This is a genomic window from Acaryochloris sp. IP29b_bin.148 (genome assembly GCF_028285565.1).
In the GTDB taxonomy this organism is placed as follows: domain Bacteria; phylum Cyanobacteriota; class Cyanobacteriia; order Thermosynechococcales; family Thermosynechococcaceae; genus Acaryochloris.
On sequence record NZ_JANQOY010000040.1, the window covers coordinates 1 to 21,880 of the forward strand.

At 50.5% G+C, this 21,880-nt stretch carries 15 protein-coding genes and 4 pseudogenes; 7 read left to right on the plus strand and 12 right to left on the minus strand.

Annotated elements, in window-relative coordinates:
• The first annotated feature begins 193 nt into the window (after positions 1 to 193).
• Complete coding sequence (locus Q0986_RS04120) at positions 194 to 1,003, plus strand: Nif3-like dinuclear metal center hexameric protein (RefSeq protein ID WP_299404378.1); 810 nt, start codon at positions 194 to 196, stop codon at positions 1,001 to 1,003.
• 90 nt (positions 1,004 to 1,093) lie between these two features.
• Entirely contained in the window at positions 1,094 to 1,666 is a 573-nt protein-coding gene (locus Q0986_RS04125; protein WP_299404381.1) for a Uma2 family endonuclease, read from the plus strand.
• Positions 1,667 to 1,881: 215 nt separating this feature from the next.
• Here Q0986_RS04125 and Q0986_RS04130 read toward each other — a convergent pair.
• The 3 genes and pseudogenes from Q0986_RS04130 to Q0986_RS04140 form a co-directional block, all read right to left on the minus strand.
• Positions 1,882 to 2,763 (minus strand): annotated as a pseudogene (locus Q0986_RS04130) (FAD-binding oxidoreductase); the annotation flags it as partial.
• 203 nt (positions 2,764 to 2,966) lie between these two features.
• Positions 2,967 to 3,962 carry a sugar-binding transcriptional regulator gene (locus tag Q0986_RS04135; RefSeq protein WP_299404384.1) on the minus strand — a complete coding sequence of 332 codons (996 nt, stop codon included), beginning with the start codon at positions 3,960 to 3,962 and terminating at the stop codon, positions 2,967 to 2,969.
• A 91-nt stretch (positions 3,963 to 4,053) separates the two neighbouring features.
• Entirely contained in the window at positions 4,054 to 4,959 is a 906-nt protein-coding gene (locus Q0986_RS04140) for an ROK family protein (protein WP_299404386.1), read from the minus strand.
• 367 nt (positions 4,960 to 5,326) lie between these two features.
• On the opposite strand from Q0986_RS04140, the pseudogene Q0986_RS04145 reads away from it, so the two are divergent.
• Positions 5,327 to 5,671: pseudogene (locus Q0986_RS04145) on the plus strand (transposase).
• Positions 5,672 to 5,787: 116 nt separating this feature from the next.
• Here Q0986_RS04145 and Q0986_RS04150 read toward each other — a convergent pair.
• The 5 genes and pseudogenes from Q0986_RS04150 to Q0986_RS04170 form a co-directional block, all read right to left on the minus strand.
• Entirely contained in the window at positions 5,788 to 6,624 is an 837-nt protein-coding gene (locus tag Q0986_RS04150) for a prephenate/arogenate dehydrogenase (protein ID WP_299404390.1), read from the minus strand.
• Entirely contained in the window at positions 6,621 to 6,908 is a 288-nt protein-coding gene (locus Q0986_RS04155) for a hypothetical protein (protein WP_299404395.1), read from the minus strand. The genes Q0986_RS04150 and Q0986_RS04155 overlap by 4 nt, the downstream gene beginning before the upstream one ends.
• A gap of 4 nt (positions 6,909 to 6,912) precedes the next feature.
• Positions 6,913 to 7,671 (minus strand): annotated as a pseudogene (locus Q0986_RS04160) (ABC transporter permease); the annotation flags it as partial.
• Between the two features lie 489 nt (positions 7,672 to 8,160).
• Positions 8,161 to 8,685, minus strand: a pseudogene (locus Q0986_RS04165) (peptide ABC transporter permease); the annotation flags it as partial.
• A gap of 143 nt (positions 8,686 to 8,828) precedes the next feature.
• Entirely contained in the window at positions 8,829 to 9,341 is a 513-nt protein-coding gene (locus tag Q0986_RS04170; protein WP_299404399.1) for an adenine phosphoribosyltransferase, read from the minus strand.
• 294 nt (positions 9,342 to 9,635) lie between these two features.
• Here Q0986_RS04170 and Q0986_RS04175 point away from each other — a divergent pair, with 294 nt between their 5' ends.
• Genes Q0986_RS04175 through Q0986_RS04185 form a run of 3 tightly spaced genes read left to right on the plus strand, consistent with a single transcriptional unit; the run spans position 9,636 to position 13,096 of the window.
• Positions 9,636 to 10,241 (plus strand): DUF3038 domain-containing protein, encoded by a 606-nt coding sequence (locus tag Q0986_RS04175; protein WP_299404403.1) that lies wholly within the window; start codon positions 9,636 to 9,638, stop codon positions 10,239 to 10,241.
• Between the two features lie 5 nt (positions 10,242 to 10,246).
• On the plus strand, positions 10,247 to 11,089 hold the full coding sequence (locus Q0986_RS04180) for a DUF4335 domain-containing protein (RefSeq protein WP_299404407.1): 843 nt from the start codon (positions 10,247 to 10,249) through the stop codon (positions 11,087 to 11,089).
• A 33-nt stretch (positions 11,090 to 11,122) separates the two neighbouring features.
• Positions 11,123 to 13,096 carry an FAD-dependent oxidoreductase gene (locus tag Q0986_RS04185; protein ID WP_299404411.1) on the plus strand — a complete coding sequence of 658 codons (1,974 nt, stop codon included), beginning with the start codon at positions 11,123 to 11,125 and terminating at the stop codon, positions 13,094 to 13,096.
• Positions 13,097 to 13,183: 87 nt separating this feature from the next.
• Here Q0986_RS04185 and Q0986_RS04190 read toward each other — a convergent pair whose 3' ends face one another.
• A complete protein-coding gene (locus Q0986_RS04190) occupies positions 13,184 to 17,119 on the minus strand; it encodes a filamentous hemagglutinin N-terminal domain-containing protein (protein WP_299404415.1) in 3,936 nt (1,311 codons plus the stop codon).
• A gap of 134 nt (positions 17,120 to 17,253) precedes the next feature.
• Here Q0986_RS04190 and Q0986_RS04195 point away from each other — a divergent pair, with 134 nt between their 5' ends.
• The gene (locus Q0986_RS04195; protein WP_299404419.1) at positions 17,254 to 19,881 is read left to right on the plus strand and encodes a CHAT domain-containing protein; all 2,628 of its coding nucleotides are present in this window, start codon (positions 17,254 to 17,256) and stop codon (positions 19,879 to 19,881) included.
• On the opposite strand, the gene Q0986_RS04200 is transcribed toward Q0986_RS04195, so the two are convergent.
• The 3 genes from Q0986_RS04200 to Q0986_RS04210 all read right to left on the minus strand — a co-directional run bounded on the left by Q0986_RS04200 (position 19,856) and on the right by Q0986_RS04210 (position 21,782).
• Positions 19,856 to 20,542, minus strand: a complete 687-nt coding sequence (locus tag Q0986_RS04200) for a DUF928 domain-containing protein (protein ID WP_299404424.1) — start codon at positions 20,540 to 20,542, stop codon at positions 19,856 to 19,858. The two genes, Q0986_RS04195 and Q0986_RS04200, sit on opposite strands and share 26 nt — an antisense overlap.
• Before the next feature lie 120 nt (positions 20,543 to 20,662).
• A complete protein-coding gene (locus Q0986_RS04205) occupies positions 20,663 to 21,175 on the minus strand; it encodes a hypothetical protein (RefSeq protein ID WP_299404427.1) in 513 nt (170 codons plus the stop codon).
• Entirely contained in the window at positions 21,165 to 21,782 is a 618-nt protein-coding gene (locus Q0986_RS04210; protein WP_299404431.1) for a hypothetical protein, read from the minus strand. The genes Q0986_RS04205 and Q0986_RS04210 overlap by 11 nt, the downstream gene beginning before the upstream one ends.
• Positions 21,783 to 21,880 lie beyond the last annotated feature (98 nt).

A 21,880-nucleotide genomic window follows, 5' to 3' on the forward strand; every position in this document is an offset into this window, starting at 1 on the left:
GAGAAAGACCAGAACTCTTCCCGACTGGAAGCTTGAACCGTTTGAAGAAGCTGCTTGAGATAGGCTGATCTTTACACCGACTTATGACCACTAGGGATGGAACGCTTTGAGTGGGATAGCTTCCCTCGGGTGGCAGCGATTGTTACAGTCAAGATTTAAGGAAAACATCGGTATATAAATGCGGTAGTCAGCGATGAACGTCTGTGAACTGATTGAGTGGTTTGAAGGTTGGGCCAACCCGGCTTGGCAAGAGAAGTGGGATAACTGTGGCTGGCAGATTGAGCCCGGTATTTTGGATCAACCGGCTCAGGTGCTGGTCTGCTTAACGCCCACGTTAGCGGTTATGGCAGAAGCGATCGCACTTCAGCAGCAGGGTACCCCTGTTAATTTGATTTTTGCCCACCATCCTCTGATCTTTGGTCCTCTAAAATCGGTACAAAAGGGCGATGCCATTGGCGATATGGTTCGCCTCTCGATCACACATCAAATTGGGGTATACAGTGCCCATACTAATTTTGATCAGGTGATGGACGGCACCGCAGATGTTTTGTCTCAACTCTTGGAACTCCAGAATGCAGAGCCAGTAGAACCCACTCAAGATGGCCTGGGCTATGGCCGGGTCGGTACTCTTCAGCCTGCGCTGACCCTGCAACAGCTTCTGTCTAAGATTCAATCAACGCTGCAGCCTGCTGATTTACTGGTCTCCCCCATGGCGGATCGCCAGCAAACGATCGAACGAGTGGCGGTATTGGGCGGGTCTGGAGCCAGCTATATCTCCGCAGTGAGCCAGACGGGTGCTCAAGCCTATCTGACGTCGGACTGTAAGTTTCATCAGTTTCAAGAGAGTCGCGATCGCAACCTGATTCTGATTGATGCTGGACACTACGCGACAGAGCGGCCTGCCTGTGAACGCCTATCCCAAAAATTTCTAGATCAAGGGGTTGACTGGTCACAGCTGAGTCAAGCGGACGAAGATTTTCGCCGTTTTTGGGCTGCAAGGTAGCTGGGACAGCCAAAAAACTTTCTATGATAGGGATCAAAAGGTGCAATATTCGCTGACTGTTCTGGCCTCTTTCTCAATCTGATATTTATCATGACTTCCACAGCCCTCTCTCCCCCCGATCTCCGATTAATCACAACGGTCGAATATCATCAAATGGCTGAGGTCGGTATTCTGGCCGGAGATGAACAGGTTGAACTGATTTCGGGACAGATTATTCAAAAAATGCCTAAAGGTCCGGCCCACAGTGCACTTTGTAAACGAATTGAAAAGCTTTTAGAGCACCGCTTAGGCAGCCAAGTGCTGGTTCGTCTGCAAGACCCGGTTAGCCTTGATACTTACTCAGAACCCGAACCTGATATCGCGGTTGTCCATCCCCAGGACAATTTCTATGCCGACCATCACCCTACGCCAGTACAAATCTATCTCATTATTGAAGTGTCGGACACAACCCTCAAACGAGATTTAGGAATTAAGGCCGATCTCTACGCAGCGGCAGGAATTGCTGACTATTGGGTGCTGGATATTACTGCTCAGCAACTCCATATTTTCCGAGACCCTAACCCAGCAGGCTATCAACGCCAACTGATTTTGCGCGGTCAACAGTCTGTCAGCCTCCGCGCGTTTCCTGATTGCAGTGTTACCGTGCAGGATTGTATGGGGTAAAGCTGGCTTAACTTCTCGCATCTTGTCCTAGACGCCGAAATATAGGCAAATAAAATGCCCCCGTCAGGAGGCATGTTTGTTGGAATGCACGCACGAGTGATGACGACTCGTGTGTACTAATGAGGTTTAAAGGGTTTGCTTATCTCTGTAATTAAAAGTAGCAACCAAAGGTGAAGATATCGCGAATGCCATAGATGTTGTTGAGCAACGCTCCCTTAATAAGTTTCAACATGCCATCGTCCGGATTTCTTCAGGGTTTTGCGATAGTCGATCCAATCAACGCCATGCTTTTGGGCAGCAACGGACATGCCTTCATCAATGCCCCCTTCCATCCCTTTCAAACCGCAGATATAAGTATGGGTCTTTTCGTTCTGGATGAGCTCCCAAAGGGCATCTGCTTGCTCAGCAATGCGATGCTGGATATACATCTTGCCGCCTTGGGCATTGTGCTGTTCGCGACTGATGGCATACGTGAGTTGGAACTGTTCTGGGAATTGGGTTGCTAGGGCTTCTAGCTGTTCTTTATAGAGAATATTGGCTGTATAGGGGACGCCAAAGAATAGCCATGCTTTGCCTTGGAATTGATAGTCGGCATGTTTTTCTTGAAACAATCGCCATAGATAGGCTCGAAAGGGGGCAATGCCTGTGCCTGTGGCAATCATAATCACATTAGCTTCTGGGTCCTCGGGCAAGAGCATTTCTTTGCCCACCGGACCTGTGATTTTGACGGGAGCACCTGGCTGCAGCTGATTTAAATAGTGGGAGCAAACGCCATAGACTCGCTCGCCGGTTTCGGGGTGATCATATTCCAATTGGCGAACGCATAAGGAGACGGTCTGATCATCGCCTTGATCGCCATGGCGAGTGGAGGCAATGGAATAGAGCCGCAGCTTATGAGGGCGACCGTTGTCATCGGTGCCGTCTGGAATAATCCCTAAGCTTTGGCCTTCAAGATAATGGAAATCGCTCCCTGCTAAATCAAAGGTGATGTGGCGAACGGATCCTTCTCCGTCGGTTTGAACTAACTCGTCATTGGTCAGACACTTGCTAATTAGAGGTTCTTTGGGACGATAAATATTGACTGGGATTTTTTCTTTTAGCTGCATAGAGATTGAATTTGAGGTGAGCGAACCACCACCATAACTGGCAGTGTAGGAGATATATAAACTCCAATCAGCCTAGGGGTATTCTTAGGATCCCATTGTCGCTACCAGTACAATTTCCAAGTGTTTTTAGATTTATCAGAATAAGACCAGGGCTGTCCCGTTGTTTTCTGTTCCGATGTATCCTAATGCCCATCTTAGGTCTTGTTGAGCAGCGCCTGAGCGACTGACTCATCGGTAATCAAGCCGTTGACTAGCTTTCCTGCCAAGGCAGCCCGGATTGCATTGGCTTTAGATAGGCCACCTGCGATCGCAATGGTCGTTCGATCGACTGGCTGCTCCAGCGGTACGCCTGCAACTTTCGTATTGGTCCCCTGCTTCAGCAAGAGTCCTTGCTGATTGTATGCCCACCCAGCAATTTCGCCTATCGCGCCTAGCTCAATCAGTTCTGCAATCTCGGCATCGTTGACAAAGCCACTTTGATGCAACGGTGCATTCCACTCCACTGTGCCGATGCCTACAAACGTGACCTTCGCCTGCCCCACTAACTCTTTAATAGCTACAAACGATCGCTGTGTCTGCAATAGTTCTCTTTCTTCTATACTGGTGGCCACCACAGGCGTCGGTACTGGATAGGCAGAGGCTCCTGTCCGTTCGCAAAGATGCATGACAACTTCGTGGTGGCCAGCTCTCCCATAATGAGATAAGTTACCCACAATCGAAACTATCTTGTGCTGCGGCTGATTCATCAATGGCATCTGTTCGACCATCTCTCGCAGCGTCCGCCCTGAAGAGAAGGCAATCACGCTTGGTGCTTTCGCCGCTAGATGTGCTTCTAGATGAACCGCTCCGCAGTTGCCAAGGCCCGCAAGCAAGCTGTTGCCGTTATCGCCGCTTGGCACCACTTCGCAGGTTACAAGCCCAAACTGGTTGCGTAGGGCCTCTGCTAATTCAAGACAGAAAGCGAGCGGATAATCTAGCCGAAACTTAATCAGTTTTTCGCTGACCGCTAGAGCAACTAATCGCTGAGCGGCCTGACGCGAAATCCCTAGCTTGCCCGCAATCTCTTCTTGATTATTGTCTGCAATGTAATAGAGCCAGGCAGCATGGGCTGCTAGATCGAGTTTGCGGTCGGATGAATGACGTCTTGTGATGTCTTGCGATTGTCGTTCGGCTTGATCACGTTTTTTCAAAATAAGCCTCTTCTATGCTCACCGATTGAACATTGTGTTGATCGCCCTGAGCGATCGCAATGGCCTTGATCACGTCGTCAGAATATTATCTCTAAGCTTGCAACTCTAATGCCTGCGCGGCCAGGACAAAAGCCCCTGAGAATCCGGCTTTTGCGCCTAGCTTGGGCGGCAGTATGTAGTTGTCAATATCGTAGACGATCTCAGGGACATCCAAATAATGACTCAGCAGCGCCTGCACCTGCGATCGCACCATTGGAAACATCTGCTTTTGTTCCATGACACCGCCCCCAATAATGATGCGCTCAGGTGAGAGCGTAAAAATAAAATTGATCAGTCCTAGCGCCAGGTAATGCGCTTCTAGCGCCCATGCTGGATGGTCAGGCGGTAAGGAAGCTCCTGGCTGGCCCCATCTTTTTTCCATCGCGTACCCAGAGGCTAACCCCTCTAAGCAGTCTTTGTGGAAGGGACAAGCACCGACAAATGGATCTGCGATTACATCGTGTGGAATCAGAATATGGCCCATCTCAGGATGCAGCAACCCGTGCATGAGTTTCCCATCAACCATCCCACCCCCACCGACACCCGTGCCCACCGTCAAGTAAATAAAGTTTGCGATGCCTTGTGCGTTTCCCCATTGATATTCGCCTAAGGCTGCGGCATTCACATCCGTATCGAAGCCGATGTGTGGCACACCCAGTTCACGTTGAAGCAGTCCCAAAAAATCAATCTGCTGCCAGCCAGGCTTGGGCGTATTCAGAAACCATCCAAACTTAGGTGAATCTGGGTTGACATTCACCGGACCAAAGGCACCAATGCCTATCGCTTCGATCTCACCTGCTTCGACTTGTTGTTGGCGGAAAAAATCAACAACCTGTCCCAACGTTTCTTCAGGTGTAGTAGTGGAGATTCGCGTTTGGCTTTGCAAGTTATCAGGATCAGTACCCACCGCACAAATAAACTTTGTGCCACCTGCTTCAATTCCACCAAAAAGTGACATATTGCTTTCCTTTCTCTATTGATAGAGCCTAGATCCCTCTGCCTAGTTATTTTGAGCATACATTCTACATAAGAATACATGCTCAATCTTCAGGCTTTTTAAAAAAGTACTAATGATGAACAAGTCATGCTGAGATCCATGTTCTTTGGCATGTCAGAATACCTTGCTCTTCTATATGCTGTCTAGCTAGGAAGACCTCGTCAATAAGGTAAAGAAATATGTTGATTTTTAGCTTTGCTCTCATTAGTGGAGGAATCGTCTCATATGATGCACAAGTAGAGCTTATATTTATAATTTGAGCTTATGCTCAAAACAGTCAACTGCTGGGTCACTACTTAAACCATTACTTCTAAATTTCAGAAAGGAGCTGAGTGATGCGGTCGTTTCGCCTCGTCAAGGGAATTGCAGCATTTTTAACAAAGAGGCTTGTAACCGCCTGGTCTTTGAGACATGGCTAGAGACTTGCTTAATCCCCACGCTCAAACCAGGACAGAAATGGGTGATTGACAATGCCAGCTTTCATAAAGGAGGACGAATTGAGGAGCTGGTGAAGGCTGCTGGGTGTGAGGTTTGGTACTGACCTCCCTATTCACCAGACTTCAATAAGATTGAGCATTGCTGGTCCTGGCTTAAAAGTCGGATTCGAAAGTGTTTGGCACAATTTGATACGCTGCGTGAAGCAATGGAGCATGTGCTGAAGGCTGCGTCCTAACTGACCTGGCGATTTAACAATCTTGATCCAAAAAGTAAGACATTGTGGGGTAACGTCAATCGTCTTGGCTCATATTGCGGGAAACGGCCTTTATCCACAATGTTCTTGAGATTTGATCACAAAAATTTTGATCGTTCTGCTTGCGTTTGTTTGAGCAAAACTTCTAAAGCTGACCAGTCTGATTGCTCAATCATAGCTGTGAGCCGATCAAGGCTTTGGCGGTATTGGTGGAGCGATCGCAACAGTTCTTCCCGGTTGTACTGGGCCATCATGCAGCCGAGTTCGGGGTTGCCGCCCCCCACGCGACTGGTATCGCGAAACCCAGAACTAGCAAAAGATTGAGCGAGTTTCAGGATCTCTGGATCCGCTTCACTCAAGCAAGCCGTAATTAACGCTGCACTGGTCATTTTAGGCAGGTGAGAAATCCAAGCCACCGACCGATCATGGACCGTGGGGGAACATTCATAGAGGTTGCAATCTAGTTTACCGACCAGATCTTTCATCGTCTGGATCACATCGTCTGGCGTCTCAGCTGTCGGTGTCAAAATATAAGGATTGCCCGCAAAGAGCCGAGACTGGGCCGCATGAATTCCCGTTTCTTCACTCCCTGCCATCGGGTGACCGCCAATAAACCGGGGCCATAAAGGCGTTAAGCGGTTGACGACCGCTCCTTTAACAGAACCGACATCCGTGAGAATGGCCTCTGGGGATAGATAGGGGATCAGACGAGTTGCGATCGCATCAATCACGCTCACCGGAGTGCAAATAAACACCACATCCGCAGAGGCAAGAGAGGCGAGATCGGGACTAGCTGAATCGACTGCCCCTAGCGTGACAGCGTCCTTACAGGTTTGGGGCTGTCGACTGACGCCCAGCACGTTATATCCCACGGCTCGCAAGTCATAGGCTAAAGAACCACCAATTAAACCCAAGCCAACAATGCCAATCTTCATCCTGCCAAACTCATAAATTCAATTCGGGGGATCAGAGGATCTTGAACCATGCCAATCCCTTGATATTGCCAGCGGTCTAAAATACCGCGAATATGGCTCTTGCCGATAGACTCGACACTGAACTTAGAAGCTGCTGCTTGAGCATGAGTATTGAGATAGCTGAGCGCTTCATAATGCTCAGCAAACAGGAGCAAATAGCGCTGGGGTGCTTCTGGATCAGGTTGGGCTGCCAGGTAATTACCATCGGCCCGAGAGCGAAGCGTGTAATAGAGAGCAGTATTCATCGGCTTAGTTCAGGTTACTGAGCTTGATACGTGGATCAACAACGGCTAGGAGAAGATCTGCCAGCAAATTACCCACAATCAGCATCACTGCCCCCATCATTAAGCCTGCCATCACTAAATATAAATCTTGGGCTTGTACAGCTTGCAGCAACAACTGCCCTAACCCCGGCCAGTTAAAGAAGAATTCAGCAATAAAGGCACCGCCCAATAAGCTAGAGAATTCAAACCCCAACAGGGTAATCAGAGGATTAACGGCATTACGGAGGGCATGGGTATAGATCACCTTATTTTCTGGCAAGCCTTTAGCACGGGCCGTTTGGATATAGTTTTGACGCAGAACGTCCAGCATATTGCCGCGAGTAATCCTTTGTAGGCCCGCAAACCCGGTGACGCTGAGGGCTACAGTGGGCAGAATCATATGCCAGCCCACATCCAAAATCTTGCCGAACCCATTCAGATCCGCATGATCGATGCTGGTCATATCGCCCACGGGAAATAGGGGCGTACTCTGGGCTAAAAACAGCAGCAGTAAGGCGGTGATAAAGCTGGGGAAGCCTTGACCAATATAGCTGAGGATACGGAGAATGCGATCGCTCCACTGATTCTGATTCACCGCCCCGATAATGCCCAAGGGAATGGCAATGCTCCAGTTAATCACTAGGGAGGCAATCGCCAATAGCAGCGTATTGGGAATCCGCTCCCAAATTAACGCCGTTACCGGTCGCTGATAGCTAAAGCTTTCGCCAAAATCGCCTTGGTAGATTTGTCCCCAATGGCCTTTCCAGATCTGGGAAAAATCAAAGGTAAAAATATTTTTAAACCAGAGGCCATACTGCTTGATTAAAGAACGATCTTTTTGCCAAACCTGTACCGATTGATCGCCATTGATCAGGACTACCCGTTCGCCATTATCGGCAAACTGTAGCCCTTGGATCGCCTCTTGTTTGCTATTAAAACTACCTAATGCTTGGTTATCCTTTTGAGACCAGAGGCGTACTACTTTACCTGCGCTGGTGGCATAGGTGGTGCGATCGGGACTAAAAGCTGCCGAGGTGATCGGTTGGTCCTGTAGTTGATTTAAATCTTGAGTTTTTAGGGATTTGCCGTCTACATTCCATTGCTGCCAGGTCTGATGATTGACGATGGTATTGAGCAGCGGTCCCTCCGAATTTTGATTAAATTGCAGAGCTGTTGCTGGCCCCTTCAGCACTAACGTTTGTTGGAGGGCACCATCCGTTTTCCACAGGCGCACTGTTTTGTCTTCACTGCCAGAAGCCAAAAGGCTACCGTCTTGATTGAAGGCTAGCACTGAGATTGAGCTTTTGTGACCTGTTAGCGCTTTGAAGGCGGTGCCGTCCGTTTTCCACAGGCGCACCGTTTTATCGCCACTGCCAGACGCGAACATTTGACCGTCGCTACTAAAGGCTAAACAAGTCACCGCAGCCTGGTGACCTGTCAAGGTTTGAACCAGGGTACCATCGGCTTTCCACAGCTTAATGGTTTGATCTGCACTACCCGAGGCAATCAGCTCACCATCAGGACTAAAGGCTAAGGCTGTAATCCGTCCTTGATGCCCCTTGAGGGTCTTGACTACTGCTCCCTTGTCGTCCCAAAGCGTGACGGTATTAGCCCCACCTGTGATGACTTGGCTACCATCTGGCTTAATGGCTATGGCAGTGGTCTTCTCGCTTTTGAGGGTGGTTACAGAACGGTTTTCTGCCCAGGTATTGCCCAACCCAAATTCTTGGCGTAGCTCTTCGAGGCGCTCTTGAGACATTTGGGGATTATTTTTGAACTGATCGAGGTAATCGCCAGGGGCCAGATCGACAATATAGAAGGTTAAAATCGATGCCAAAAATAGGGTGATCAGACCTTGAAACACCCGCTTGATGGTGTACCCGAGGAGTTCGCTGCCGATAACTAGTACTCCACTAATACATTGATCAGACAGTCAGGCAGTTTTTGCCGCCCTGCTAAACCTGTCAGCTCGATAATAAACCCAAAGCCGACGAGCGTGCAGCCGAGAGGTTGCAGGAGTTGGGCCGTGGCCGCCGCCGTGCCGCCCGTTGCTAGTAAGTCATCAACGACCAACACACGGCTGCCTTGCGGACAGGCATCTTGGTGGATCTCTAAGCGATCGGTGCCGTACTCCAGCTCATATTCCTGGGCATGGACAGCTGCGGGGAGTTTGCCAGGTTTACGCACAGGCACAAAGCCCGCACCCAGTTGATAGGCTAAGGGTGCGCCAAAAATAAAGCCTCTCGACTCGATGCCCACAACATAGTCAATGGCTTGATCGCTAAAGTTATCCGTCAACTGGTCGATGATGTAGCGGAGGCCATCAGGATTTTGCAATAAGGTCGTAATATCCCGAAACAGGATTCCTGGCTGGGGAAAATCAGGAATATCGCGAATCAATGCTTTAAGATCCATAGGTTCTGTGGTTTTACTCTAGGTCACTCGTCAACATGGCCTTCTAGTCTGACAAGGAGAGACAGCGCCAGAAGGTACGTCAGAAATCGTACACTAATGGGGTTGGAAATTTAGATTATGTGGGTTCTTTACTGCATTCAAACAGCCTGCAAGAGGGTTGGGCGACTGTGAACTTTTAGAGAAACGCATCGTCGAGGGTCTTCTGCGGGCAGCCTAGATCTGGATGCCAATGTTAAGGTTTCCTCAGCCGTTGATCAAACTGATGTTCCGTAGTCTTGTTGTGATGGAATCGTAATGCAAGCCGATAGCCCAATTGAACCGTTGACTTCCCCCGTTCTGAAAACGCTGCCCGATCCCAAAGTCCCGAACCAGGTCTGTCCCCGACGCACCCGGATTCAACTAGATTTCGTGTTGCTAGCCATCGAAGCGTTGGATTTATACGCTTCGGAGTTAATGTTGCTGAGCTTGGAAGAACTGCAGCTCCAAGATGTGATCGAAAATCGGGTGGACTTTTGGCAATCTCGCAACACCAATCCCCTGCGGCGATCGCATCAGCGAGACTCCCTCAGTTTAGATAAGGCGAAAGCCTTGGTGGCTGTAGGGTGTCATATTGCGCGTCGGCAAACAGCCCAAGTTCGTCAGCTCTTGCAGGTACAGCGGCAGCTCGCTGAGAAACAGTTGACGCCAGATCACAGTGTGCCTTTAGCCAATTATTTAGAACGATTTCGCCGCCATTTTCGCAGTCGGATGAATCCGAACCGCACGGCTATTGCGGTTTACAAGGATAATGAGCGGCTGGATGAACTGGCCTTGGGTTTGCTAGAACAGGTGCTGTTTTGTACCGGAACAGCCGGAATGGAACGATTTTGGTCTAGTCTGTTTGATGGAGAAGTGGCCTAATCCCAATGACCATTCAACGTCAATTTATACTGCCCAACTGTACCTTTAGCCTAGAAGGCATCAGCAATTCAGTGTCTGATGCGACTCTAGGTGGCTCCTTAGATGTTCTCCTACGCTTGGAGTGCCAATTTGGTGATTTAACGCAACCTCTGACGGGCGGTCTGGATCTACTCAATAGTCTGATCCAAGCTACGAATCAATGTACTCAGTCCTGGATGAGTGGTGTGCCCCATCGTCGCCTGACAAAGCTGAACCAAGACCAATCGGCGGTTCACCTGCTACCCAAGACGGGAGATGGGTTTGAGCTGACCATTCCTCAGGCATTGCTGAATGAACCCCCTAGTGGGGCAGCGGATCCGATTCGGGTCAACTTAAACACGATTCAGCTCTTTGACCTGGTGGAAGCCTTAGATCAGCTCTTGGCCGATCAGCAAACGTTGCCCAATCTGTCGTTGGCCGTCCGGCCTTTGTCTCGGTCAGAAGCGGCATCGGGCCAGGCACTGCAAAAATCAACGCCTGCGATATTGGGAGCGGCAAGCATTGCGATCGCAGCCGCAGGCTTTTACTTTCTACCTGTGCCGAAGGCTAGTCCACCGCCTAAGGATCAGCCTCAGCCCACGAGCACCGATGCGCCCACGCCCGGTACGTTACCGCCTGGGGTTTCGATTCCCACCCCTGGTGTGACGACAGAGCCAGCGCCTGGAGAATCCCCCAGCCCATCACCGGCAGACGAGTCTCCCACGCTCGCACCGACAGAGGAGTCTCCCAGTTCTGTCCCCCCAGAGGAGTCGCCAACACCATCCCCTGCTCCAGAATCCCCTAATCCATCACCAGATGCTTCTCCTTAGCGCACTTTGCACCTAAAAAATCCGTATCACTCGATGAAACGATCTCTCTGGGTAATGGTTACGGCAATATGGGGTATTGGGGGCTTATCTAGCCCCGTTGCCGCTGCGCCGCGTCCGATTGATCGCACGGTCAATTGCGAGATTTTAGTGGTGGGTGGTGGGCTAGCAGGGGTTGCCGCTAGTTATGAAGCGCTACTAGCCGGTCGTCAGGTATGTATGACAGAACTGACAGACTGGTGGGGTGGCCAAATCTCCTCCCAGGGCACGTCGGCTTTAGACGAGACGGTAGGACAGCGATCGCGCGGTATTTTTCCCAGGGGCTATGCCCAGTTTCGTCAGCGATTGATAGAGGTATCAGGACGCGATCGCCCCGGTGATTGTTGGGTCAGCCTAGTCTGCTTTTTACCCCAGCAGGGACACACCATATTGCTGGATATGCTGAAAGAGGCAGAGTCTAAAGGCAAGGGCAAGCTGCATCTATTCCCAAATACGGTGGTCAAGTCTCTAGAGACCGATCCGAACGGTCAGTTACTGACCTCAATCCGAGCCATTCAGCATCAGCCTGCCCCTGGAGCACCGCCGCTCAATACCTATCCCCTCTCTCAAACCCTGGCCGATAGCTATACAGAACAAGATTCAGACCGCTTCACCAAAACGATTCTCCAATTCCAGCCACCCGTCACAGGACAATGGGTTGTAGTGGAGGCCACAGAAACGGGAGAACTATTAGCCCTAGCAGACCTTCCCTATCGCCTGGGCATTGACCCCCGCTCCCATCTAGAACCGTCTTCCTCCAGTGAGCAGGCTAACCCCTACTGCACCCAAGCCAGTACCTATACCTTTGCCATGCAGGCCACTGCAGCGCCGCCCGTTCATCAGCCGCCTGCCTTCTACTCCGAATACGAGCCGTTCTATAGTTTTGATAAACCTCGCTATGCTCAAACCCCCAACTTAGTGTTTAGCTATCGCCGCATTTTTAGCGTCAAACCCGGCACTGCCGATGAACAGGTGAATGTGGGCGATATCTCCATGCAGAATTGGGGTGGGGGCAATGATTATGGTCCGGGTACAGCGGCAGACAACCTAATTTTGACCCGCGATCAGCTTCAAGCAGAAGGGCAGCTCCAACCTGGCGGCTGGCAGGGCGGCTTACGGATTGCCAGTTTGCAGGGGGGCGAAGAGTTGGCCCAGGGTTATTTTTATTGGCTGGTGGCGGGAACGACAGATTCTAAGCTGGCAGACCAGCCAAAGCAGCCCTGGCCCAATCTTAAATACTTAAAAGGGCTAGACTCACCGATGGGCACTGCGCACGGTCTGTCGAAGTTTCCCTATATGCGGGAAAGTCGGCGTTTGGTTGGGCGCTATAGCTATGGTTATCCTCAAGGCTTTGTGATTTCAGAGACAGATGTCTCTAAGCAAGATTTTCAGTTGCCCTATTACCGCAACACGCTATCGGGAACAGACTACCGAAATTTAATCACTCGGATGGCGGGGTTAAAAACCCTGGATGTGATTTTGGATCGGGTCCCCCTATCGGAGGTAGAGCTGAGAACTAGAGCCCGCCTCTACCCAGACAGCGTGGGCATTGGCCACTATCCCATTGATTTTCATCCCTGTATGCAGCTTAGCCCTCCCCAAGCGCCAGGGAATCAAGAACGGCCAGGGGAACGCCAGGGTGCAACCCAAACTTATCCCTACCAAATTCCCTTGCGAGCGATGATTCCACCTCGGATTAATAATTTGCTGGTGACGGGCAAGAGTATTGCCACCAGCCATATTAGTGCGGCAACCTATCGGGTACATGGTTTTGAATGGTCATCGGGGGCGGCGGCGGGAACGACGGCGGCGTTTGTACTCGAGCAAGAGATATTTCCCCATCAGTTGGTGGAGGGTTTGCCCCGTCGCAGCCCACAGTTGGAAAAGCTACAGGCGATGTTAAGCCGGAATCAAAATCCAACGGCCTTTCCGAATATGTCGATTTTCAACCTGAACTGGAAGAATTGGTGAGTGCCTCAATCGCGGTTGCAAGTCTGATTGCCGATATCAGGCGTTTGCACCTGCATCGGTTGAACGGGCGTGAGCGGTCTGATGAGCTTAGGGGTCTGAACAGATCCGACTCATCACTAACTGCCCATTTTGAAGAGGGTAAGCGCCCTGTGCCTCAATGACGGGATCGCCTATTTGCCACGGTCGTTTGCTCCCTTGGGTAGGAGCATTTTCACGCTTGGCCGTAGACCTCACAGATCCGGTTGGGAAGTCAGAACTGGCAGCCTCACCAGGCCGTCTCGGTAAGCCCCCGGATCCTGTAATGATGAACTTGCCTTGTTGAGTCGTGGCAGGAACCAGACAGCTATTGGCTAACAGTTGTTCGGTATTGACTAAATTCTCGGGTAAGTCCGTAAGGTTATTTTGAACAAAACTGACATCAGGAATCGCAACGGCACCCGAAGCAATCCCTCCTGTTGCATTGATATCGACGCGATTATTACCGTCTAAGGTATTGGGATCTGCCTCGGTCAATGCGAAAGATTCACCAAAGAAAATAGGGCTATTGAGGACAATATCTCCCCCTGTGCCGTCACGAGCAAAGGCCAAAATATCGCTATCGTCAAAGGCAAGAATGGATTGAGCAGAGAGGGTAATATCCCCTCCAGTGCCTGCACCACTCGCAACATTGGTGAGAATATCACTGTCACCCAACAGCCGCAGATCAGATGTAGTTAACGTAATAGCCCCGCCTGTCGATTGAGCGGCTGCAGTCGTGATGTCGCTATTGTCTAGGGTAATTGTTTCATTGCGATAGGGATGATTGGGAAAGATAAGAATATTCCCTGCTCGACCTTTGCCTTGCGAGCTAGCACTAATCAGTGAACGGTTAGTCAGTGAAACGTTATCAGCTTGGATTTGAATATTACTGCCATCCCCAGTTGAAGCTGTCGTCGTCCCAGACAGAATCACACTATTATTCAGCAATAAGGTGTCTGTCTCATCAATTTGAATCGGCCCGGCATCTCCTTGCCCGACTGTCAAAGTTGTGATGGCAGACTGCTTGTCGAGGGTTATGAGTGGAGCATTGACCTGAATGGGTGCTGCATTGCCTGTACTGGACGTACCGCTAGAAATGAGAGCACCATTATTCAGTATTAATTCATTTGTGAGTAAGGAGATCGGTCCTGCAGTTCCTTCGGCTGTTGGGCCAACGGAACTAGATATCACGCTACCTAAGCCGTTCCGATTCATGCCGGATAGAATAATGCCGTCTGTAGTGTCAATGCTAATGCCCCCGGCATCCCCAGCGCCCAAAGTAGTGGTAAAGATTTGAGTCCCCTCAGTTAAAGATAATGTGCCCGCCTTAATTTCAATACCGGCAGCAGAGCCTTTGGCACCTTGTTCTACTGAGCTGGTAATCGAGCTTACCCCTCTGGGAGCACTACTATTCTCGCCTATCAGTGTGAGGCCATCTTGGGTCTCAATGCTGACTTTCCCAGCGTTGCCAGTGCCTGCTGTGACGCTACCAATTCCAGCGCCATCCTCTAACACCAATGATCGGGCGCTAATGGCGATATCTCCCCCTTGGCCAATGGCATTAGGCCCCACTGAGCTAGTAATAAAATTGGATCGTTGCTGACGACTGATACCGGATAAGGCAACCGAATCATCGACGGCAATAGTGATATTGCTTCCATTCCCATTGCCAAGGGTGCCGGCAATAATACCCGCACCATCTTGAAGGATCAGTCTGGCAGACGCAATCTCGATATCTCCAGATGTACCTGTGCCGGTTGACTCAATCTGACTCGAAATCAGACTGCCATCCCCCTGGCGGCTATTCCCCATTAAAGAGAAAGACTGCCGAGCCTGGATGGTAATGGGGCCACTCTCACCATTCCCCCTGATGTCAGCCAATATCTGCGCACCATCGTTGAGGAGGAGTGAGTCTGTTTGAATCTGGATACCCCCAGCAGAGCCACTCCCCTGGATAGCAACTTCGCTTTGCAGTGCACTTGGACCTTCTGCAATATTGGTTCCTGCCAGAGAAATATCATCAGCTTGGATGGAAATACTGCCTGAATTGCCTTGGCCAAAAACAGTGGTTGACAGCCTAGCACCATCATCAAGGTCTAAGGTTCCAGCCGATATAGTGATGCCTTGAGTGGATCCAATGGCACCAGAGCTAATTTGATTAAAGATACCGCTGCCAAAGCCTTGATCGGTTCCAGATAATGCAATTGTCTGAGCATCAATCCTGATCGCTCCTGCATGGCTGAATTGACTCGTGCTGGAAAAATTGGCATCGGCAAATATAGTAGAGCCATTTTCCAGAGAGAAGCGCTGGGCTTGAATCGCGATATCGCCACCGGGCGTACTGAGGGTGTTATTCCATGAACTATTGGCGATCTGACTGCCCAAAACAGAGATATCCCTCAGACTCTCAAGTCTGATGTCTCCCCCCGATAAACCAAAGGAGAGGATATTGGCGTCGGGGCTGACGGTTATATCACCTGCAGCTAGAGCGACGATATTGCCCCCATTCCCAAAAAAGGTGTTGCGAGGGATATTTACACTCGGGTCGAACAAATCTTTGGATGAAGCGGTTACTGAACCCGTTAAATTCACCGCGCCACGACTATCAATCACCACGGCGCCTCCCCCCAGAAAATCAGCGGTCTCAATAGAATCTACAGTAATGGTTCCGGGTGTGCCTGCTAAAGCTGGATTTGGACGATATTGGTTGGTGAGAAAGACTTGACCGCCAGTGCTAACCGTTGGGTTAAGGAGAACGGGACCGATGGTGATATCAGCCCCTGTGGGTTGCCCGGTATTAAAGGGAGAGGTGCCAATTGCGGTTGTCCCGGCCCTAATATCTAAGGTGGGTACTAAACTGCCATCAATTGCGATGTTGGTGGTCTGGTCAGATAAGGTTACGGTCTCAATAATGGCGTTGGCTGTGCTATCCGGCTGCACAATGGTGACGCCACCCGGAATAGCAACAGACCCTCCGGCAAAGATATGCAGTGAAGCGCCAGTAAAGGCATTCAGTACCACGTCACCAGACGCTCGAATCACCGGATCATAAGGACTGGTTAAATCACCGAGGGTGCTATCCAGCTGTTCAATGCGAAAGTGGCCACCACTGAAGTAATGGGCATCGCCACCGACCGGATGGGCAGAGCGTAATACCATATCTCCGCCGGAGAATAGACCGCTGTCGGGATGACGGATGGCAAACAGATCGATGGCTTGATTCCCCTGCAGCTGTAAATGACGACCTGCTGAAAGAATCGCGGGCTGGCTGATTTGGTCTTGAGCCGTAAGGGTGTGGGCGGCATTCAGGTTTAAATCTCCGCCCGTGAAGATCTGTCCTTCTACGTTGATATCGTTGGCAGTAAAGGTTAAATGGTTGCCCACTCGTAACGTCCCTTGATGGGTAATAGAGCCTTGATGGATGGCAGCATGATTCAAAAATGAGGCCTTGGGATCAACCGACAGTAACTGACTGTCGCCTGGATGGGTGGCGCTAAATTCCCCGTCTCCTTTGAAGGGAATGGCATCAGCAGTTGACACATAAAATGACCCTTGAATATCCAAGCTTGCCTGGGGGCCAAACACAAATCCGTTGGGATTGAGGAGAAATAAATTCGCTTTCCCTAATACGCCCAAGCGACCGAGGATATGAGATGGTGTACGCCCGGTGACCCGTGACAGAATATTATCGATACCGCTGGGGTTGGCGAAATAAACACTGCGTCCCCCATCGACATTAAAGGCTTCAAAGCTGTGGAAGAGATTACCGCCTCGGGTTGCCCCACCTTCAATGCGATCGCGGAGGGCATCAATCGGTTTAACCACAGACTGCGAGCGCCCTAAGGTGTCGTCTGCTTGAATGGGTTGCGCTTGAGCGGGAAGCGGGTTGAGGGTGCTACTGATACAAATAAGGGTCAGAAAAGAGGGAAGACAAAAAACATCAATGCTTGCTTTTTTTGACTGATACTGAACAAGATCGGCGAAGAGGCTGCCAACGCTTTTCATGTTGATAATTTATTGACTTTAATGATACAAATTCATCTAGAATATGGCTCAATGATAGGGCTGAGAGAGACGCCTGATTTTAACAATTTATGAATGTCAATTTTTGCTAATTCTGTTTATTGTGAGGCAGTTTTGTGCAGTGGAAATATCATTCTTTTCGCATGCGAATCATTGCCAGCGTCCTCTTTTTGAGTAGCTTGATTGGGTGCGTTGGATCTAGTTATGGTTGGCGCTTCAATGCGAATTTCGATCCGTGCCCTGTGATGGCGGCCCAAGTTGCCGATCAGATCACCGATGGTGAACAACAGATTCAGCAAGGGGTCGAGGCGTATCAGCAAGGGGTTTTCTTGGATGCCATTGCTCATTGGCAAACCGCGCTTAAGCATTATCAGTCGGTTGAAGATCACACCCAAATTGCCCTGATCGAAGAAAACCTGGCAAGAGCCTATCAGCAAGTAGGGCAGCATACCGAAGCCCTTCAGCATTGGCAAGCTGCAACGCAGCTTTACCAACAGTTAGGCGATCGACCGCAGCTCGGACGCATGCTGACAGAACAGGCGCAAACCTATCGCCAACTGGGGCAATATCAACGTGCGATCGCACTGCTTTGTACACCCGCTGCGAATCACTGTTCCGCAGACAGTGCTCTCACCATTGCTCAAGATCAAGGCGATGTGACGGGCACAGTCGCCGCCCTTGGCACCTTGGGGGAAGTCTCTCGCCTTCAGGCGGAGTATGATCTTGCGATTAATTGGCTGGACCAGGGACTAGCTCTGGCTCAAAAACATGATCTGGCTACCATTGATCTGCTCAATAGTCTGGGCAATACCTATGCTAGTCGGGCACGATGGCGCGATCGCAAAGCTGCATCACTGCGGACGGTGGGAGATGATGCCCAAGCAAAGTCTCTCATGGCCAAAGCCAATCAAGACCATGCGCAAGCCTTGGAGTCTTTTGAGACGAGCCTGCGTCTGGCTCGGCAGGCCAAAAATTTAGCGGCTCAATTGCGTAGCCTGCTCAACAGCATTCCCGTCTATCAGCGTCTGGATATCAACCAAGCACAAAAGGCGCACACCTCAGCCCGCTCCCTCCTCGAACAACTGCCGGACTCGCAAGCGAAGGTCTTTGCTGCCCTCACCTTAGCCCAGATTAATCCAGCCTTGGGCCAGGAAGCCACAGCGGTACGCCCCGTCTGCCTAGCAACAACAGGTCCATCGCAGGGGTTAATGGAGACGGCCCTCACGGTGGCCCGTCGCATTGGTGATCAGCGGAGTGAGTCCTTTGCCCTCGGGCAGTTAGGGCACTTTTGGGAATGCCAGCAAGACTACGACACCGCCTTGGTCAGAACGCAAGAGGCGCAAGCTGCAGCCGAAACTCTAGACAATCGAGACAGTCTCTATCTTTGGCAATGGCAAGCCGGACGCATTTATGATGCGACTAACCAGCACCCCAAGGCCCTCAACGCCTACCAACAAGCCCTGAATACCCTGGATAAGATTCGCAGTGAGATTGTCGCGGCCAATCGTGACCAGCGACTAGACTTTCGAGAAACGGTGGAGCCGATTTATCGGCAGCTTGCCGCCTTGAGCCTATCGCAAGCTTCTCTCGATCTGGAGGCAGTGGACCCGACAACCGCAGAGACGGTGCTGGGGACGATGGATCGACTACAGTTAGCTCTGCTGCAAAATTACTTTGGCAATGACTGCGTGATTACAGCTCTCCCTGCCCTGGAGCAGGGGGGGCTCGATCAAACTGCTAAAACAGCGGTTTTTAATACCATTCTGTTTCAAGATCGGATGGCGGTGATTTTGACATTGCCGGGTCAGCCCCAAAAGCTGGCTTGGGTGGAAGATGATCTGCCGACCGTAAAGCAAACGATCAATCACTATCGACGGCAGCTAGAGCGCCACTTTAGTCTGACGCCCTATAATAAACGGCTGTCTCAACAGCTTTATGAGTGGTTTATTCAACCCTTTGCCGCAGATTTAGCGGCAGCCCAGATCGAGACCCTGGTCTTTGTTCAGGATGGCGTTCTGCGCACAGTCCCCATGGCCTCGTTGCACGATGGCCAGCGATATCTGATTGAAACCTACGCCATTACTACCACGCCCAGCTTAGCGCTGACGGCCCCCCAGGCCCTGGATAAAGATCGCTTGAGTATCTTGGCCCTGGGATTAACCGAACCGGCAACGGTGAATGGACAGTATTTCCCGCCTCTCGATCATGTGCAAACGGAACTGAATCATATTGCAGCTCAACTCCCGGAGAGTCAGGTCTTCCTCAATCAGGCGTTTACGGGCGATCGCATCGCCCAAGTTTTACAAACGAATCGCCACAATATTGTCCATCTGGCCACTCATGCTGAGTTTGGCCCTGAGCCAGAGGATACCTTCTTAGTGACAGGCAATAACAGCAAACTCACCCTCAATGCCTTTGATACCTTAATTCGGGAGAATACCGATCAGAGTCGCCCTCTGGATCTGCTGATCTTGACGGCGTGCCAAACCGCTGTCGGGGATGATCGGGCCGCACTGGGACTGGCGGGCGTCGCGATTCAAGCAGGGACAAAAAGCGTGTTGGCCTCCCTATGGTCTATTAACGATCAAACGACCGCTCAGTTTGTGGATCATTTTTACACGGCCCTGCGTCAACCGGGTGTGTCGAAAGCGCAAGCCTTACAAAGGGCACAGCTAGAAATTTTGAAGACCCGCCCGCATCCTGGGTATTGGTCTTCGTTTATTTTGATTGGGAATTGGCTGTAGCCTTGGATGACTGGGTTTGCAGAATCTGCTGTAGGCGTTGGCCTTGCTGACGAGCGGGCTGTGAGGATTGGGCAAGTTCTTGGTTGGAAAGATCCTTGAGCAACGCCAGAGCTGCATCCCTAGCGGCGGCATCTTGGAGGGGCATCACTTCTGCAAAGGCGTCATACCAAAAACCTGCTTTGGCATAGAGTTGCGATCGCATCACTGGATCTGAGACGGTAGCCAAGGCACTCGCTAGATCAGGCGGCATCTCCACTACCTCAATTTCAGCTTCCACCACTAAGGAAGCGGAGGGACGATTGGGATTACAAACCAAGGCCACTTGCCATCGATATGTCTGATTTTTCGCCAGTGACTGCTCCTCAGGAATGGTCCAATGGCCAAAGCCAGACTTGCTTTCTTTCATCACTGGAGTGGTGAGCTGTGTACCGGAGCCAACCAGCGACAGTTCCAGGGGATACGACGTCTGATCGGGAACAAACCAAGCCAGTGTGGGACGAGTGGATGTAGTTCGACCCATATAGCTATGGGGTGCGATCGCAGTCAACGCAGCTTGCTCATTTCCGGCACATCCATTCCGAGTGCCTGCGGTGTAACCCCGATCTGAAGGCGCTGAGGGGTTGGGGGGTGGCGTATATCCAGCCCATACAGCAGATGCCATCGATAGTGAGAACAGGCTCCCCAGACTTAATAGACTTACTCCAGTAGTGAAATATTGAGCGAGACTGCGAACATATCGAAAAGAACGCTGCATCTTGTTAAGCATGGGGAGAATATCCTGTTATCGTCGGCACGGCTTCACATCTACTGGGGAAAGGCGACCGGCATCGTTAATATTGAATGCCAGGGGTCCGCGCTCTGGATCGACTTGTAAAGCGAAGTTATCGGGACTATAAGTTGGGTGAGGACGCTTCGTGATTAAATCGATGGGATTAAACCCGAAAATGATCAATCCTCTGGGCGAGCTATGTAACTTCATTGTTTGTCCCACAAAAGCAGTTCCTTTGTCCTTTAAACTGTAATACCTGGTCGCCATCACTCCTTCATATCCAGCCATTCGTAATCGACTTTCTCGTACAATGCCTTGTTCGTTATAGGTTAAATCCCAGCAGACATACAAAGGATTAGTGAGAGAGAGTAATTGGGGTGGGTGTTGGGCCTGCCGTTTATGTAGATTAGATGCAGGTGATGACACTCGCGGGGTGAATGCCAACGCCTTAAAAGATGGGAGCATCAAAGCAAGGACTGCGATCAGTGTGGAAAGTGCTAGTCGATTGATAGGTTTACTGTTCATTTCTAAACTCCTTTTCTGATATTGAATCAACAGGATCTTTTCCAGCCGGAGATGGCTGGAGATAAATAGTCCAATGAGAAGGCTGTTCATACTGATAGCCATTTTGTTCATTGACTTTAGTCATGAACCGTGCGGGATTAACAAACTTTCTGTAACGATCTGGTTGAGTAAACTTTTGCAATTCTGAATCCCAATCTAGACCTGAGGTAAATAACAGATGAAAGACGCCATCAGGAACCTTGGGTAGCTCGGCTTGATGGTGAGCTTTTACATAGATAGAAGCAATCGTTGTTTGAGTCTGGTCATCGCGTAGTTTGACGACGGCATCACGGGCGGTATCATTTTCAACCGTCATATGACCCTTACCCTCATAAATTAGGGAGTCAATCACGGTGCCATTCTCAAGCGATCGGGGAGGGCTAGTGGGAGTTGGACTGGGTGAGGGTAGCTCTGGTAAGGGTGGAGGAGAATAGATGGGGACAGGCGTTGGATAGCGATCAGACTCAGGTATAGAGCAACCCAGATATACTCCAGAGAGCAGTAGGGTCATAATGGCGACCTGATAGGTGCGATCGCAGCCCTTAGAATTATGTGGTAAACAAGACATCACACAACCTCTTTATTGATTTGGAAAGTGCTAAATGCTTTTCTCCAGGGAGGCTAGAATGCTGAGGCCGTTTGTCTAGCTTCCCAATAGGTCTGAGT